General features: G+C 59.4%; 16 protein-coding genes. 8 read left to right on the forward strand and 8 right to left on the reverse strand.

The window, feature by feature from the left end; all coding sequences use genetic code 11:
- Nucleotide 1: 1 nt before the first annotated feature.
- A complete protein-coding gene (locus ACA069_RS24635; RefSeq protein WP_401267276.1) occupies nt 2-778 on the reverse strand; it encodes a ferredoxin--NADP reductase in 777 nt (258 codons plus the stop codon).
- Between the two features lie 319 nt (nt 779-1,097).
- On the opposite strand from ACA069_RS24635, the gene ACA069_RS24640 reads away from it, so the two are divergent.
- Nucleotides 1,098-1,811 (forward strand): autoinducer binding domain-containing protein, encoded by a 714-nt coding sequence (locus ACA069_RS24640; protein WP_489879955.1) that lies wholly within the window; start codon nt 1,098-1,100, stop codon nt 1,809-1,811.
- A gap of 176 nt (nt 1,812-1,987) precedes the next feature.
- Nucleotides 1,988-3,112 (forward strand): methyltransferase, encoded by a 1,125-nt coding sequence (locus ACA069_RS24645; RefSeq protein ID WP_489879980.1) that lies wholly within the window; start codon nt 1,988-1,990, stop codon nt 3,110-3,112.
- A gap of 72 nt (nt 3,113-3,184) precedes the next feature.
- Here the strand turns inward: ACA069_RS24645 and ACA069_RS24650 are convergent, their stop codons facing one another.
- The 3 genes from ACA069_RS24650 to ACA069_RS24660 are packed head-to-tail and all read right to left on the reverse strand — an operon-like array spanning nt 3,185 to nt 5,863.
- Complete coding sequence (locus tag ACA069_RS24650; protein ID WP_187681201.1) at nt 3,185-3,352, reverse strand: DUF2474 domain-containing protein; 168 nt, start codon at nt 3,350-3,352, stop codon at nt 3,185-3,187.
- Between the two features lie 57 nt (nt 3,353-3,409).
- A complete protein-coding gene (cydB, locus tag ACA069_RS24655) occupies nt 3,410-4,417 on the reverse strand; it encodes a cytochrome d ubiquinol oxidase subunit II (RefSeq protein WP_401267283.1) in 1,008 nt (335 codons plus the stop codon).
- 3 nt (nt 4,418-4,420) lie between these two features.
- Nucleotides 4,421-5,863, reverse strand: coding sequence for a cytochrome ubiquinol oxidase subunit I (locus ACA069_RS24660; protein WP_401267284.1), 1,443 nt, complete (start codon nt 5,861-5,863; stop codon nt 4,421-4,423).
- Between the two features lie 430 nt (nt 5,864-6,293).
- Here ACA069_RS24660 and ACA069_RS24665 point away from each other — a divergent pair, with 430 nt between their 5' ends.
- The gene (locus tag ACA069_RS24665) at nt 6,294-7,532 is read left to right on the forward strand and encodes an MFS transporter (protein WP_497615390.1); all 1,239 of its coding nucleotides are present in this window, start codon (nt 6,294-6,296) and stop codon (nt 7,530-7,532) included.
- Between the two features lie 6 nt (nt 7,533-7,538).
- Here ACA069_RS24665 and ACA069_RS24670 read toward each other — a convergent pair whose 3' ends face one another.
- Nucleotides 7,539-8,090 (reverse strand): DJ-1 family glyoxalase III, encoded by a 552-nt coding sequence (locus ACA069_RS24670; protein WP_497615391.1) that lies wholly within the window; start codon nt 8,088-8,090, stop codon nt 7,539-7,541.
- A 67-nt stretch (nt 8,091-8,157) separates the two neighbouring features.
- Nucleotides 8,158-8,604, reverse strand: coding sequence for a DUF4879 domain-containing protein (locus tag ACA069_RS24675; RefSeq protein WP_489879952.1), 447 nt, complete (start codon nt 8,602-8,604; stop codon nt 8,158-8,160).
- Between the two features lie 223 nt (nt 8,605-8,827).
- Between ACA069_RS24675 and ACA069_RS24680 the strand changes: the two genes are divergently transcribed.
- From ACA069_RS24680 to ACA069_RS24695, 4 genes are all read left to right on the forward strand, one after another.
- Nucleotides 8,828-10,123, forward strand: coding sequence for an NCS2 family permease (locus ACA069_RS24680; RefSeq protein ID WP_497245258.1), 1,296 nt, complete (start codon nt 8,828-8,830; stop codon nt 10,121-10,123).
- Nucleotides 10,120-11,199 (forward strand): tRNA (uridine(54)-C5)-methyltransferase TrmA, encoded by a 1,080-nt coding sequence (trmA, locus tag ACA069_RS24685; protein ID WP_187681207.1) that lies wholly within the window; start codon nt 10,120-10,122, stop codon nt 11,197-11,199. The genes ACA069_RS24680 and trmA overlap by 4 nt, the downstream gene beginning before the upstream one ends.
- Nucleotides 11,200-11,395: 196 nt before the next feature.
- The gene (aroQ, locus tag ACA069_RS24690; protein WP_187681208.1) at nt 11,396-11,845 is read left to right on the forward strand and encodes a type II 3-dehydroquinate dehydratase; all 450 of its coding nucleotides are present in this window, start codon (nt 11,396-11,398) and stop codon (nt 11,843-11,845) included.
- Complete coding sequence (locus ACA069_RS24695; protein ID WP_497615392.1) at nt 11,842-12,696, forward strand: shikimate dehydrogenase; 855 nt, start codon at nt 11,842-11,844, stop codon at nt 12,694-12,696. Before aroQ ends, ACA069_RS24695 begins: the two co-directional genes overlap by 4 nt.
- Nucleotides 12,697-12,728: 32 nt before the next feature.
- Here ACA069_RS24695 and ACA069_RS24700 read toward each other — a convergent pair whose 3' ends face one another.
- On the reverse strand, nt 12,729-13,406 hold the full coding sequence (locus ACA069_RS24700) for a TetR/AcrR family transcriptional regulator (protein WP_497615393.1): 678 nt from the start codon (nt 13,404-13,406) through the stop codon (nt 12,729-12,731).
- Between the two features lie 102 nt (nt 13,407-13,508).
- Nucleotides 13,509-15,410, reverse strand: a complete 1,902-nt coding sequence (gene quiC / locus ACA069_RS24705; protein WP_497615394.1) for a 3-dehydroshikimate dehydratase QuiC — start codon at nt 15,408-15,410, stop codon at nt 13,509-13,511.
- A gap of 271 nt (nt 15,411-15,681) precedes the next feature.
- Between quiC and ACA069_RS24710 the strand changes: the two genes are divergently transcribed.
- The gene (locus ACA069_RS24710) at nt 15,682-17,019 is read left to right on the forward strand and encodes an MFS transporter (protein ID WP_497615395.1); all 1,338 of its coding nucleotides are present in this window, start codon (nt 15,682-15,684) and stop codon (nt 17,017-17,019) included.
- The last annotated feature ends 3 nt before the right edge of the window (nt 17,020-17,022 follow it).

Below are 17,022 nucleotides of genomic sequence, written 5' to 3' on the forward strand. Positions count from 1 at the left end.
TTTACCAGTAGTTTTCTACGGCCACCTGTCCCGGTCGGCGGGTGAGGCTGAGGCTCATGTGCCTTTTTTTCAGCAACGCACGAGTGTCGTCGATCATCTGCGGATTGCCGCACAACATGACCCGCGAATGTTCAGCCGACAGCTCCACGCCCGCCGCCCGTTCCAGCTCACCGTTTTCGATCAGTGTAGTAATGCGACCGTTCAACGCTCCGGGATGGGCTTCACGGGTGACTGTCGGGATGAAACGCAACTTGTGTGCGTGTTCACTCAAGTATTCACGTTGCGCCAGCCCGGCAATCATCTGCTGATACGCCAGCTCCCGCGCTTCGCGCACGCTGTACACCAGAATGATCCGTTCGAATTTTTCCCAGACCTCGAAGTCCTGAAGGATCGACAGAAAAGGCGCCACCCCGGTACCGGTGGATAACAGCCACAGATCACGGCCGTCAACGAAGCGATCAAGGGTCAGGTAGCCGAATGCTTGGCGATCCACCAGCAAGGTATCGCCGATCTGCAGTCGGCTCAGCTCGCTGGTGAACTCGCCGCCCGGCACTACGATGGAGAAAAATTCAAGAAACTCGTCAAAGGGTGACGACACCATCGAATAGGCGCGCCACACAGTGCTGCCATCGGCCTTGGTCACGCCGAGCCGGGCGAATTGCCCAGCCCGGAAACGAAAACCGGCATCACGACTGGTGCGCAAAGTGAACAGGCTGGAGGTCAAGGGCTGCACGTCGAGCAAGGTCTGAGCGGTAAACTTCTCTGCACTGGCGGTCATGGGGCACTCCGTTGAACTATGACCAGCAGTGTCCCGCAAATCTGCGCGCTTAAACACCGATGATTGGTAATGGCTTTATCAACGCTCGCCACCGACAACTATTAACCGCATTTAAAGCAAGCAAGCTATGCAAACTAAAATTTAGGATGACAAGTTGCATACTAAAACTTCGCTATTGCTAATAACGCTTTATGACCACACACGCATTCTCAAGAGCGAAAAAATTTAAAACTCTTCGTAGGAAACGTCCTACACTTCGACCCGTGCCGGATCTTTTGGATCCACTCGGCGCCCCCGCAACACCAACGGAGAGTTTTTAATGGAAACGTGGAAGGAGTCGCAACTAAAGCAACTGACTTTCGCCAAGGGAATAGATGCCGCTTATCCGATCTTGCTGAAATTTGCCGAGAATCTAGGATTTAACTTCTGCGCAATTTCAGTCACTTCGCCGCACCGGGAAATTCATCTTAATGCCTTGCAAATCAACAACTACCCTGAAGAATGGAATCAACAATATGCACAAAAAAACTTCCGGAAAATTGATCCGGTAATAGCACACTGCAACCACTCAATGTTACCCATCGTATGGAATGAAACGGTATTCGCCGAAACGCCTCAGTTATGGGAATCACTGAAGGAACACAGACTGCAACACGGCTGGTCTCAGGCGTTCCATAACGAGGAAAGCGGCTTGTGCAGCATTATCAGCCTTGCCCGAAAGCACTGCCCGATCAGTCCGCTCGAGTTGTATGAGCATTTTGGCTATATGTTCTACGCCACCAGCTACTTGAGCGAACTGTTCGCCAGGGCCTTGCCCGCACAGCCCGCCAAGTCCCGCCAACCGCATCTTTCACCCCGAGAACTGGAGGTGCTGCAATTGTCCGCCAGTGGCAAAACGGCTTATGAGATCTCGAAAATCCTCAGCTTGAGCGAACGCACCGTGAACTATCACGTGCAGAACGTTATCGGGAAGCTCAACGTCTGCAACAAGATTTCCGCTGTCATCGCGGCCGCCAGAGCAGGAATCATCTAGACCCATTGCTTTGCCCCCGATTAAAACGTGCGGGTATTCCCGCAGAAAAAAACGTACCATTTATGCCCTTCCTGAGTGATGACGCCAGCCGTTTGCGTTGCAGTCCACTCGGTCGGGTTCCGCCGTACGTCACCCAGGCAGCGGGACATCCGTCGATTATCCTGAGTCCCCGCCCCATGCCTTTGCTCGATACGCCCTTCGCCCAACTCGACCTGATCCGCCAGCCCGAACAGCAAAACGAACCGCTGCAGGCGTTCGATGCCGCCGATGAATATTTGCTCAATCATCTGGCCGCGCAGCAACCGACGGCTGACACGCGGGTTCTGGTGCTCAACGACAGCTTCGGCGCGCTGGCCGCCAGTCTGCTCGGCAAGGTGACGGTCAGCAGTAGCGGTGATTCGTTTCTGGGCTTTCAAGGGCTGGAAAAAAACCTGCTGCGCAATGGCCACGCGTTCGACGCGATTTGCGGTATCCCGGCCAGTGAGCCCTTGCTCGGGCCGTTCGATCGGGTATTGATCCGCGTACCGAAAACCCTGGCCTTGCTGGAGGAACAACTGATTCGCCTGCAAGGACAACTGGCGCCCGGCGCTGAAGTGGTCGCAGCAGCGATGGTCAAACATCTGCCGCGCGCAGCGGGCGACCTGCTGGAGCGCTACGTCGGCCCCGTACAGGCATCACTGGCGGTAAAAAAAGCTCGGCTGCTGATCGCCACACCTGAGGCGAAAACGCCAGCCGTGTCGCCCTACCCGTCTCGCTATCGCCTTGACGATCCGGCCATTGAGTTGCTTAACCACGCCAACGTGTTCTGCCGCGAAGGCCTGGACATCGGCACCCGCGCGTTTCTCCCGCATCTGCCGAAGAATCTTGGCAGTGCACGAGTCGCCGACCTGGGTTGCGGTAACGGTGTACTGGCCATTGCCAGCGCACTGCAAAACCCGGACGCACAGTACACGCTGGTCGATGAATCGTTCATGGCCGTGCAGTCGGCTGCCGAAAACTGGCGCGCCGCGTTCGGTGATCGCGACGTGATCGTGCGTGCGGGTGATGGTTTGGCCGGTCAAGAGCCGCAATCGCTGGACGTGGTGTTGTGCAATCCGCCGTTCCATCAGCAGCAGGTCGTGGGTGATTTCCTCGCCTGGCGCATGTTCCAGCAAGCCCGCGAGGCGCTGGTGGTGGGCGGCGCGTTGTACATCGTCGGCAACCGTCATCTGGGTTATCACAGCAAACTGGCGCGGCTGTTCCGTGGTGTCGAGCAAGTCGCCGCCACACCGAAATTCGTGATCCTCAAGGCCCGCAAGTAAACCGCCAGGCAAAAAAAACCCTCCATCAGGAGGGTTACAAATCCGTACCCGAAGGCGCCGGGACGGAGTGATTCAGTGAGTGGTCAGGCCTGCGGCGTTCATGAACATGCGCATCAGGCTGGCGATGATAAACAGCGCGCCGACGCTACCAACCCAGATCATCGCTAACCAGCCGAGCCGCTGCCACAGCGGCTTTTTTTCAGCTTCTTCAATATCGTTCAGGGAATGTTTGCCGGTCATTGCTTCATCCTCCGTTTGAGGGAGATGGCGCTGCGGGCAGCGCCATCGTGATCACGCCTAGTGATAACCGTCTTCATGGGTGACCTTGCCGCGGAACACGTAGTAGCTCCAGAAGGTGTAACCCAGAATGAACGGGATGATGAACAGCGTGCCTACCAGCATGAAGCCCTGACTTTGCGGCGGTGCGGCGGCGTCCCAGATCGAGATCGACGGCGGCACAATGTTCGGCCACAGGCTGATACCCAGACCGCTGTAGCCGAGAAAAATCAACACCAGGGTCAGCAGGAACGGCATGTAGTTGGCATTGCGCGCCACGGCACGGATCAAACCGTACATCGTCACCATCACCAGAATCGGTACCGGCATGAACCAGAACAGATTCGGCATGCTGAACCAGCGTGTCGCGATGTCCGGGTGCGCCAGTGGTGTCCAGATACTGACGATACCGATCACGGCCAGCAGCACGAATGCCAGCGGCCGTGCCAGGTTATGCATCTGTTCCTGAAGCTTGCCTTCGGTCTTCATGATCAGCCAGGTGCAACCGAGCAAGGCATAAGCCACCACGAGCGCAGCGCCGCAGAACATCGTGAACGGTGTCAGCCAGTCCAGTGATCCGCCGGCAAACTGTCGATTGACCACCGGCAAACCATCGATGAATGCGCCGAGCGCCACGCCCTGGAAGAACGTCGCCGCCACCGAACCGCCGATGAATGCCTTGTCCCACAGGTGACGCTTGTCGTCCTTGGCCTTGAAGCGAAACTCAAATGCCACGCCGCGAAAAATCAAACCGATCAGCATGAAAATCAACGGCAAGTACAGCGCCGAGAGCACCACCGAATAGGCCAGCGGAAAGGCGCCGAACAACGCCGCGCCGCCCAGCACCAACCACGTTTCGTTACCGTCCCAGACCGGGGCGACGGTGTTCATCATCACGTCACGGTCGGTCTTGCCCGGAATGAACGGGAAGAGAATCCCGATCCCGAGGTCGAAGCCGTCCATGACCACGTACATCATGATGCCGAAGATGATAATCACGGCCCAGATCAGCGGAAGATCAATACCCATGAGTCAAATCTCCTTGGTCAGGCTGGGAGCATCGTGATCGGCATCGGCCGTATCGTCCGCAGCGGACAGCGGACGGGCCGGCGTGCGTTGCTTGCCCGGACCACCTTCTGGCGTTTCTGCGCCTTCGCTGATCTTCGGCCCTTTGCGCACCAGACGCATCATGTAGCCCAGGCCGGCACCGAACAGGGCGAAATACACCACGACGAACATGATCAGCGTGATGCTCATCTGCACGAAGCTGTGATTGGACGACGCATCCGCCGTGCGCATCAGCCCGTAGACCACCCACGGCTGACGGCCGATTTCCGTGGTGAACCAGCCGGCGAGAATCGCGATCAACCCGGACGGCCCCATCCACAATGCCAGATACAGGAACGGACGTGAGGTGTAGAGGGTGTCGCGTTTACGCAGCCACAAGCTCCACAGACCGGTGAAGATCATCAGGAAACCCAGACCGACCATGATCCGGAACGACCAGAACACGATGGTCGAGTTCGGCCGGTCTTCGGGTGGAAAATCCTTGAGCGCCGGCACTTGCTTGTCCAGCGAGTGGGTCAGGATCAGGCTGCCGAGGTACGGGATCTCCACGGCGAATTTGGTTTTCTCTTCTTTCATGTCCGGCCAGCCGAACAGGATCAGCGGCGTGGGTTCGTCACCCTTGTTTTCCCAGTGGCCTTCGATGGCAGCGATTTTTGCCGGTTGATGCTTGAGGGTGTTGAGGCCATGGAAGTCGCCGATGACGGCCTGGATCGGCGCGACGATCAATGCCATCCACATCGCCATCGACAGCATGGTGCGTATCGCCGGGTTGTCCTTGCCGCGCAACAGGTGCCAGGCCGCCGAGGAGCCGACGAAGAATGCCGTGGCCACAAACGCGGCAGTCGCCATGTGCATCAGGCGGTACGGGAACGAGGGGTTGAAGATGATGGCCAGCCAGTCGGTGGGAATGACTTGGCCGTTAACGATTTCGAAGCCCTGCGGGGTTTGCATCCAACTATTGGAAGCGAGAATCCAGAACGTCGAGATCAATGTGCCGATCGCCACCATCACCGTGGAGAAAAAGTGCAGACCGCGTCCGACCTTGTTCCAGCCAAACAGCATCACCCCGAGGAAACCGGCCTCGAGGAAGAACGCCGTGAGCACCTCATAGGTCAGCAAAGGCCCGGTGACGGCACCGGCGAAGTCCGAGAAGCGGCTCCAGTTGGTGCCGAACTGGTAGGACATAACCAGACCGGAGACCACGCCCATGCCGAAGTTGACGGCAAAGATCTTCGACCAGAAATGGTAGAGGTCACGGTAGGTGTCGTTATGAGTTTTCAGCCACAAGCCTTCGAGCACCGCCAGGTAGCTCGCCAGGCCAATGGTGATGGCCGGGAACAGGATGTGAAATGAGACGGTAAACGCGAACTGAATTCGGGCGAGATCGAGTGCCTCTAAACCGAACATAAGTCTTCCTCTGTCAGGTAATACCGGCTGCGGGGCTTGTGACCCCTACGCCTACTGCCCCCACGGATATGGAGTGCGGCGAATTCTGATTCGTTCTTTTTTAACAACCATCGCAACGCAGGGAGTCTGGCCATCGGGCCGCCGGATCAATTCCGTTAGAGGCCTTGATCTGGATCAAGCAACGTTGAAAGAGTAGTCCCATTTCAGACGAAGAACCGCGTGGTCGTTTGCCGCGTGACAAGTTGCCTCACGGTTACGGCAATGCTCTGAAGTACATGCCATGTGGCGAAACGGCGTGCTCCCTTGTCGCAGGGAGTTGAGGGCGCGGGGATAATCGATGTCTGGCTAACTAAATTTTTTTTCATAGCAACTTCCTGTTACAGACTGGTGATAACCTCGCAGTTCCCCCTCGAACCAGACCTGCCTCCAGATGCCCAGCCAAGAGCCCCTGCTGTTACGTCACCATCGTCCGTTTCTTGCGTTCTGGCTGGCCCGGATTTTCACCGCCAGCGGGTTCCAGATGCTCACTGTGGCGATTGGCTGGAACCTGTATCAGTTGACCGGCAACGTGCTCGACCTGGGCCTGGTGGGTCTTGTCGAGTTCGCACCGCGCGTGCTGTTCATGCTGCACACCGGGCATGTCGCAGACCGCTATGACCGGCGCAAAGTCGCGGCGATCTGTCAGTCGTTGCAGGCCTTGATCGCTCTGGCGCTGGCCATTGGCAGCGCCACCGATCACGTCACCCGGGAAATGATCTTCATCCTCGCCTTCCTGCTGGGTGCGGCGCGCTCGTTCGAAATGCCGACCACACAGGCGCTGCTGCCGAGCATCGTGCCCGCGTCGCTGTTCCCGCGCGCAGTCGCGGCCGCGCAATCGGCGCAACAGTCGGCAACCATCGTCGCCCCGGCACTCGGCGGTTTGCTTTATGCGTTCGGCAGCGTCTGGGTGTATGGCCCGACGGTGCTGCTTTATGTGATTGCCTGCTCGCTGATGCTCAACCTGCCCGCTCGGCAAACCCCGTTGAATAAAGGCAAAGCCACGCTGGATTCGTTGCTGGCGGGGATTCGTTTCATTCGCAGCCGTCCGGACATTCTCGGGGCGATCTCTCTGGATCTGTTCGCGGTGCTGCTTGGTGGCGCCACCGCGTTGCTGCCGGTATTCGCCAAAGACATATTGCTGACCGGGCCGTGGGGCCTCGGCCTGCTGCGCTCGGCGCCAGCGGTCGGCGCGCTGGGGATGTCACTGTTCCTCGCGCGGTTTGCCGTGGAGCGCAATGTCGGCCGGGTGATGTTCACCGCGGTGGGCATATTCGGCGTCGCCACCATCGCTTTCGGCCTGTCGACTTCGTTCTGGTTCTCGCTGGCCGTGCTGGTGGTGCTCGGTGCGGCGGACATGATCAGCATGGTGATCCGCGCCTCCTTCGTCCAACTGGAAACCCCGGACGAAATGCGCGGCCGGGTCAGTGCGGTGAACGGCCTGTTCATCGGCGCCTCGAACCAGTTGGGCGAATTCGAATCCGGCCTCACCGCCCACTGGTTCGGCACCGTGCCGGCAGTGGTAATGGGCGGAGTCGGTACGCTGGTGGTGACGGGGACGTGGATCAAACTGTTTCCGACATTGGCCAAACGGGATCGGATGACGGAGTTGGTGGAAGAGGCGAAGGTTTAGCGCTCGTCAGACCAACAACTCCCCCCCAACTTTCGCCCTTAATGCCTTGCCCCCAAGTTGTTCCACCAGCGCCAGAGCAAATTCCAGCACCGCACCAGAACCCTGGGCGGTGATGCAGTTGCCATCAACCACCACCGGTTGATCAACAAACGTACAGCCCGACAACTGATGACTGGCGCTCGGTAGACACGTCATGCGCCGCTGGCGCAAAACGCCGAAGGCTTGCAGGGCGACTGCCGGGGCTTCGGCGATGGCGGCGAACAGGCGTCCGGCGCTGGCCTGATCCTTGAGCAGTTGTTGCAGCGGCTGATGAGCCGCCAGGTGTTGTGAACCGACGCCGCCGCCGGGCAGGACGATCAGGTCGAAAGTCTGTGCCAGCACATCGATCAGCATGCCGTCGGCGGTCAGGCGGGTGCCGCGGGCACAGGTCAGCATGCGCCGACCTTCGATGCTGGCCGCCATCACTTCGATGCCGGCGCGACGCAATACGTCGATCAGGGTCACGCTTTGCAGATCATCGATGCCCTCGGCGAGGGTAATCAGGGCTCTAAAGGTCATGGGCGCTATCCGCTGAGTGATCTTCAAAGCGTAGTCAGCTTTACCCGGCCTCGTTCGGTCGTCGCCGTTACTTGATGTAAAGCTGCGTCGACATCCTGTTGCCCGGCGCGTTGATGGACATGTTGGTAAAGGTGAAGATACCGTCCTGCTTGCCAGCCAGGTCGAGCACATACAGATAGCCCAAGGTTTTCTTGCCGACCGTGCACTCGGTCAGATTGCCGTTATCAAAAGCGCAGACCGGGGTTCGTGTGCCGTTCACCTCAAAACCGTCCAACGCTACGTGCGCCTCGCGACCGTAGCCGACCTCCAGCACGTAAACCTTGATATTCGGGCCGCTGTGGTCGCAACGCGTCTGTTCCTGACCTTCAGCGATGTCTTCGAAGCCGCAGCTCGGTGACTCGACTTTCAACACCTTTAACTGAGTTAACGGTGGGGCCGACGCAGCCCAGGCGCCAGACGCCCCGCCCATCAGAACGGCCAATAGGCCGAAAGTCTTCAACCAGCGCTTGCTCATGCGTTACCCACCCCCCAAAAAATCAGCGCGCAGTATGGCGCAGTTGGACCCAACGCAAAACTTCGACGACGATCGACACCAACAACCGCCATATTCCTCACGCTGCTGGTATGATGCGCGGCTTTTTCCGGCCCACCACAATTTCTCAGGCGCTTGCGACTGTCTGTGCTTTGCTGTTGAGGTCGATACATTCACGGCGCCATGCGCGCCACGGGGAGCAGACATGCTGGAAAGGCTGTTTCAACTCAAGGCACACAACACCAACGTGCGCACCGAGATTCTTGCGGGCATCACGACGTTCCTGGCCATGGCCTACATTCTGTTCGTCAACCCGAGCATTCTCGGCGAGACTGGCATGGACAAAGGTGCGGTGTTCGTCGCCACCTGTCTGGCAGCCGCCATCGGCTCCACGGTCATGGGCCTGATCGCCAACTACCCGATCGCCCTCGCTCCGGGCATGGGCCTGAACGCCTTCTTCACTTATACCGTCGTGCTGCACATGGGCCACACCTGGCAAGTGGCGCTGGGCGCGGTGTTCATCTCGGCCGTATGCTTCTTCCTGCTGTCGATCTTCCGCATCCGCGAATGGATCATCAACAGCATCCCGCTGCCGCTGCGCTCGGCGATTGCGGCCGGTATCGGCCTGTTCCTGGCGCTGATCGCGCTGCACAACGCCGGTATCGTGGTCAGCAACCCGGCGACCATGGTCGGCCTCGGTGACCTGAAACAGCCTGCACCGATCCTCGCCACCCTCGGTTTCGCCCTGATCGTTGCCCTTGAGGCACTGAAAGTGCGCGGCGCGGTGTTGATCGGCATTCTCGCGGTGACCATCGTTTCCATCGCCTTTGGCTTCACCGCGTTCAATGGCGTGACGTCGATGCCACCTTCGCTGGCCCCGACCTTCCTGCAGCTGGACATCATGGGTGCACTGGACATCGGTCTGGTCAGCGTGATCTTCGCCTTCCTGTTTGTCGACCTGTTCGACAACTCCGGCACCCTGATCGGCGTCGCCAAGCGCGCCGGCCTGATGGGCAAGGATGGCCACATGCCGAAAATGGGGCGCGCACTGATTGCCGACAGCACCGCCGCCATGGCGGGTTCGCTGCTGGGCACCTCGACCACCACCAGCTACATCGAATCCGCTGCCGGCGTGAGTGCGGGCGGCCGTACCGGTCTGACAGCTGTTGTCGTGGCGATTCTGTTCATGCTGGCGTTGTTCTTCTCGCCACTGGCGGCCAGCGTTCCGGCTTTCGCCACCGCACCGGCGCTGCTGTTCGTCGCCGTCTTGATGATGTCGGGCCTGGCGGAAATAGAATGGGACGACATCACCGTCGCCGCACCGGTCGTGGTGACCGCTCTGGCCATGCCGTTCACGTATTCGATCGCCAACGGCATCGCATTCGGCTTCATCGCCTGGACCGCAATCAAACTGCTGTCCGGTCGTGCCCGTGAGCTGAACCCGGCGCTGGTGATTCTGTCGATTCTGTTCGTGATCAAGTTGGGTTGGTTCAACGCATGACTTTCGATTCCCAGGCTTACGCCGCACAGCTAGAAGACAAGGTCACGCGTTTGCGTGACCTGTTGGCCCCGTTCGATGCACCCGAGCCGAGCGTATTCGACTCGCCACTTCAGAACTTCCGCCTGCGCGCCGAATTCCGCCTGTGGCGCGAGGCCGGTGAGCGTCATTACGCGATGTTCTCTCAGGACGATAAACGCACGCCGATCCTGATCGAAGAGTTCCCGATCGCCAGCCTGCGCATCAATCAACTGATGCCGCAGCTCAAGGCGGCGTGGCAGGCCAGCGCGGCGTTGAGCCACAAGCTGTTTCAGGTGGAGTTTCTGACCACCCTGGCGGGCGACGCGATGATTACCCTGTGCTACCACCGTCCGCTGGACGAGCACTGGCATGCGGCAGCGACCAAGCTGTCGGCAGATCTCGGGGTCAGCATCATCGGCCGCTCCAAGGGCAAACGCGAAGTGCTCGGCCAAGACTATGTAGTGGAGAAACTTGAAGTCGGCGGCCGCACGTTCAGCTATCGCCAGCCGGAAGGTGCCTTCACCCAGCCCAACGGCACCGTAAACCAAAAGATGTTGAACTGGGCTTACGAAGCATTGGGCGATCGCACTGACGATTTGCTGGAGCTGTACTGCGGCAATGGCAACTTCACCCTGCCGCTCGCGACCCGCGTACGCAAAGTGCTGGCCACCGAAATCAGCAAGACCTCGGTCAACGCCGCACTGAGCAACCTCAGCGAAAACGCTGTGGATAACGTCACTCTGGTGCGTTTGTCCGCCGAAGAACTGACCGAAGCCCTCAACGAAGTGCGCCCATTCCGTCGCCTGCACGGCATCGACCTCAAGAGCTACGAGTTCGGCAGCGTGTTCGTCGACCCGCCGCGTGCCGGCATGGACCCTGACACCTGCGAGCTGACCCGGCGCTTTGACAACATCCTCTACATCTCCTGCAACCCGGAAACCCTGGCGGCCAACATCGCCCAGTTGCACGACACGCACCGCATTACCCAGTGCGCGCTGTTCGACCAGTTCCCGTGGACGCATCACATGGAGTCGGGCGTGTTGCTGACCCGCCGCTGATTGCTGTTGCCAGATACGAAGAAGCCGTCGTGAATGACGGCTTTTTTGTGGGCGCTTGTTTCAGGTTGTGCGATCACCGAACAAAAAACGCTAAGGCCGGCGCCGTTCAATTGACCGATGTAACCATCTAGTACATTTTATCTCCACAGGCCGAAACCCATGGCCCAAGCCAAAAACAAGAAGTGGAGTTACCCCCATGCCCCCTATCGTTCTGGTGCTCAACGGCCCGAACCTGAACCTGCTTGGCACCCGTGAGCCCGCCACTTACGGCCATGAAACCCTGGCGGATATCTCTGCCCTGTGCGGTCGCGCAGGCGAAGAATTCGGCCTGGCCGTGGAATTTCGCCAGACCAACCACGAAGGTGAACTGCTCGACTGGATTCACGCCGCTCGCGGTCGTTGCGCCGGGATTGTCATCAACCCGGCAGCCTGGACGCACACCTCGGTGGCGATTCGCGACGCGCTGGTGGCCAGTGAGTTGCCGGTGATCGAAGTGCATCTGTCCAACGTCCATGCCCGCGAGCCGTTCCGTCATCACTCGTTTGTCTCGGCCATCGCCACGGCGGTGATGTGCGGGTTTGGCAGCCATGGCTATCGTCTGGCCCTGGAACACTTGAGCCAGCGGCTGAAGGGGCAAGCAGCATGAGCCGCAAAAACGTGATACTGGCCGGGCTGATCGGTGCCGGCATTCAGGCCTCCCGCACGCCGGCGCTGCATGAGCACGAAGGCGACGCCCAGGGCTTGCGATATCTGTATCGGCTGATCGACCTGGATCAACTGCAACTGGACACCCATGCCCTGCCCGACTTGTTGCTGGCCGCCGAGCGCATGAACTACACCGGTCTCAACATCACCTTCCCCTGCAAGCAGGCGATTATCCCGCTGCTCGACGAACTGTCACCCGAAGCCCGCGGTATCGGCGCGGTCAATACCGTGGTGCTCAAGGACGGCAAACGCGTCGGCCACAACACCGACTGCCTGGGTTTTGCCGAGGGCTTTCGTCGCGGCCTGAAGGAAGCCGCCCGTGAGCGTGTAGTCCAGATGGGCGCTGGTGGTGCAGGCGCGGCAGTGGCCCACGCGCTATTGAGCGAAGGCGTACAAAGGCTGAACATTTTCGACGTGGACAGTGATCGCGCCGAGCATCTGGCGAACAACCTCAATGAGCATTTCGGCTTTGGCCGCGCAGTGGCCGGGCAGGATTTGCCGAGCGCAATGAATCAGGCTGACGGCTTGGTGAACACCACACCGATGGGCATGGCCAAACTGCCGGGTATGCCGGTGCCAGTCGAGTTGCTGCGCAAGGAATTGTGGGTGGCGGAGATCGTGTACTTCCCATTGGAAACCGAACTGCTGCGCAACGCCCGCGCCATAGGTTGCCGGACGCTGGATGGCGGCAACATGGCGGTGTTTCAGGCGGTGAAGGCGTTTGAGTTGTTCAGTGGCGTGGTGCCGGATGCGCAGCGCATGCTTGCGCACTTCCAAAGCATGAATGGCTAGCCAAATGAGGGGGCTTGCCCCCTCGTCTCATGTCAGGCCTGCAAGTAACGCAACACCGACTCGCAGATCATCTCGCGATGACGCTGCTTGATGCTCTCGTCCGGCAGATCAATCTGAAAAATCTCACCGAATGTGTGGCGGTTCGACACGCGATAGAAGCTGAACGAGCTGATCAGCAAATGCACGTCCAGCGCGTTGAGCCCGCTGCGGAAAACGCCTTCTTCGGCGCCCCGACGCAAAATCTCGCCGAGTGAATCGAGGATGGTGTTGTTCATCGCCTTGATCGCATCGGAACGCTTCACGAATTCGGCGTTGTGGATGTTTTCAATGCAGACGATGCGGACAAAATCGACGTTGCGGTCGTGATGATCGAAAGTGAACTCCACCAGCCGCCGGATCGCTACCACTGGCGACAGCTCGGCAAGGTGCAGACGGCTTTCCGTGTTACGAATATCGCCGTAGAGCTTTTCCAGCACCTCGACGTACAGCTGCTCCTTACTGCCGAAGTAGTAATAGATCATGCGTTTGGAGGTGTGGATGCGTTCGGCGATCGCGTCGACGCGCGCGCCGGACAATCCTTGCTGGACGAACTCGACGATCGCCTCCTGCAGGATGTTCTCGCGGGTCTTTTCCGGATTGTTCTTGCGACTCTTGCGCGGCTCAACGGCGGGCTCGATGGGGGCTGCGGGGAGTTCTGAAGTCATTGTCATTGCGGGCTCACGGCCATCACTGCACAGGCTGGCGATTATGGGCTGCGCGGCACGGTGAAGGAAGCCGCGCGACCCGTGTTTAATCCCGCGCTTACGAATTTCCTACAACTTCGCCTGACGGACGGCGCCACTGCGTGATTTGGCCATCGCCGCCAGCCGCACCGCGACGTTCGCCGCGCCGTATCCGGCATAGCCGTTTTTACGCTGGATGATCTCGAAGAAGAACCGCCCCTCAAACGGCTCGGTGTAAACGTGAAACAACTCACCACCCTGGGCGTCACGGTCATAGAGCACGTTGTAATACGCCAGCTCACTGAGGAACTCGTCGTCGAAGTCAAAACGCGCGGCAAGGTCGTCGTAATAGTTGAGCGGAATATCCAGCAGCGGCACGCCGGCCTCTTTGGCTCGGCTGACTTCGGCGAAGATATCGTCACAATCGAAGGCGATGTGATGCACACCGGAGCCGCGATAACTCGACAACGCATGGGAGATCGCGGTGTTGCGGTTCTCGGAAATGTTCAGCGGCAAACGGATCGAGCTGTCACGACTGCGCAGCGCGCGGCTTTTCACCAGACCATAGGGGTCGGGCAGCACCACTTCGTCATCGGCCTCGAAATCCAGCAGGCTCTTGTAGAACAGCACCCAACTGTCGAGGCTATCCGCCGGCAGCGCCATGGCCATGTGATCGATGCGCTTGAGGCCTCCGCGCACCTGCGCGCCTGGCAGCAGATTGAAGTCGGTGCCATACACATCAGCCGCCTCATCCACCAGATAAATCAGGCTGCCATCCGGCGCGCGCACTGCCGCCAGTTCCAATTCGTTAGGACCGACCAGACCGCGATAGGGCTGGCCCTTGTAGGCAACGGCACGCGCCAGAGCACTCGCGCTGTCCTTGACCCGCACGGCGGTGGCACACAGCGACGGGCCGTGTGCTTCGAAAAAGCTGTGTGCAAACGAATAGGGTTCAGCGTTGAGGATCAGGTTGATATCACCCTGTCGCAGCAGGCTCACACTCTTGGAGCGATGTTGCCCGGCCTTGACGAACCCCAGGCGTTCCAGCCAGTTCGACAACTTGGCGCCGAGGCTTTCATCGACAGCGAATTCGAGAAACTCGATGCCGTTGTACTCGCTGGCCTTCGGCGTTTCGAAAAGGATTTCGCGGTTGGCCACGGGGGCCGCTTCCTGCTCCAGACGCTGACGGGTTTTCTCTTCCAGATAGAGCAGCGAGCGCAAGCCGTCTGCCGCATTGGCCCGTGGCGGTGCGGCGCGGAAGCCATCGTTGAAAATCTCCAGCGACAGCGGCCCGGTGTAGCCACTCTTGATGATCGGCGCGAGGAACCCCGCAAGATCAAACTCGCCCTGCCCCGGGAAGCAGCGAAAATGCCGACTCCACTCCAGAACATCCATCGCCAGAATCGGCGCATCGGCCATTTGCACGAAGAAAATCTTGTCGCCAGGAATCTCGGCAATCGCACGCGGATCGCCCTTGAGCGATAGCGTATGGAAGCTGTCGAGCAGCACGCCGAGGCTCGGGTGATCGGCCTGACGCACGATGTCCCAGACCTGTTGATACGTATTGACGTGACGGCCCCAGGCCAGTGCTTCATAGCCAATGCGCAAGCCACGGGCGCCGGCATGTTCAGCCAGCAAGCGCAGGTCATCGATGAGTATTTGCTGATCGCCGACGCTGTCCGCCGAAGCGTTGCTGCACACCAGCACCAGATCGGTGCCCAGTTCCTGCATCAGGTCGAACTTGCGCTCGGCCCGCTCCAGATTGCGCGCCAGCCGATCACGGCGGCAGCCTTCAAAATCGCGGAACGGCTGAAACAGGGTGATGGCAATCCCGAGATCGGCGCACATCTGTTTAATTTCACGTGGACTGCCGTCGTAGTACAGAAGGTCGTTCTCGAAAATCTCCACCCCGTCGAACCCGGCGGCGGCGATGGCTTCGAGTTTTTCCGGCAGGGTGCCGCTCAAGGAAACGGTGGCAATGGAACGCTGCATGTTTCAACTCCCGGACTGCGCCGCTTTGTTGCGGGGGACCATTTTTGTCGTGGGGTAAATTATTGGCTGCATCACTTCGCGCAGCAATTTAAAGTGTACTACCCGGTTAGTTTTGCGTGCGATTATCGAACACAATGCCGTTTTGACGAATTGACGATTTTTCGTCCACTGCCCAACATCGACCGCACATTGAGTCCGGGCCTGAACCACCGGTCGCAGCGTGCAAACCAAAAAGCACACCAAATAAAAAATCCAAAAACGGGTGGAACACATGATTCCTTCACAGACTTCCCGCATGGCTCCGGCCATGAGCACTGCCACGGGTGGCATCGGCGACAAGATCCGCGGCGCCCTGGCTGTCGGCAAAACCCGTTGGGGCATGCTGGCGCTGGTGTTTTTCGCCACCACCCTGAACTACATCGACCGCGCCGCCCTCGGCGTCATGCAGCCCATCCTCGCCAAGGAAATGAGCTGGACGGCGATGGATTACGCCAACATCAACTTCTGGTTTCAGGTCGGCTACGCCATTGGTTTCGTGCTGCAAGGGCGACTGATCGACCGGGTCGGCGTCAAGCGCGTGTTCTTCTGCGCCGTGCTGCTCTGGAGCCTGGCCACGGGTGCCCACGGCCTGGCGACATCGGCGGTCGGCTTCATGGTCTGCCGTTTCGTCCTCGGCCTGACCGAAGCGGCGAACTATCCCGCTTGTGTGAAAACCACGCGTCTGTGGTTCCCGGCGGGTGAACGCGCCGTCGCCACCGGCATCTTCAACGCCGGCACCAACGTCGGTGCCATGTTCACGCCGATGCTGCTGCCGCTGGTTCTTCATGTGTGGGGCTGGCAAGCCGCGTTTCTGTGCATGGCGGCGCTGGGCGGGATCTGGCTGTTGTTCTGGGGCCTGAAGTATTACAACCCGGAAGATCACCCGAGCGTGAAACAGTCCGAGCTGGATTACATCCAGCAGGAAGTCGAACCGGAGCAGGCCCGCGTGCCGTTCTCGAAAATCCTGCGGATGCGCGGCACCTGGGCCTTCGCCCTCGCCTACTCGCTGACCGCGCCGGTGTTCTGGTTCTACCTGTACTGGCTGCCGCCGTTTCTCAATCAGCAATACAACCTGGGCATCAACGTGACCCAGATGGGGATCCCGCTGATCATCATCTACGTCACCGCCGACTTTGGCAGCGTGGGTGGCGGCATTCTGTCCTCGTTCCTGATCGGTCGCGGGATGAACGCGATCAAGGCGCGGTTGCTGTCGATGTTGCTGTTCGCCTGCTGCATTATCGGCGTGGTCATGGCTGCCGGCTCCGCCAATTTGTGGGTCGCCGTGGCTGCTATTTCCCTGGCAATCGGCGCGCACCAGGCATGGACGGCGAACATCTGGAGCCTGGTGATGGACTACACGCCCAAGCACATGATGAGCACGGTGTTCGGTTTCGGCGGCATGTGCGCGGCGATCGGCGGAATGTTCATGACTCAGATCGTCGGCCACATCCTCACCGTCACCAACAACAACTACACCGTGTTGTTCACCCTGATTCCGGCGATGTATTTCATTGCGCTGACGTGGATGTACTTCATGGCACCGCGCAAGATTCCGACCGTTACCGAGTAACCT

The sequence above is a fragment of the Pseudomonas sp. LBUM1652 genome (assembly GCF_059716105.1).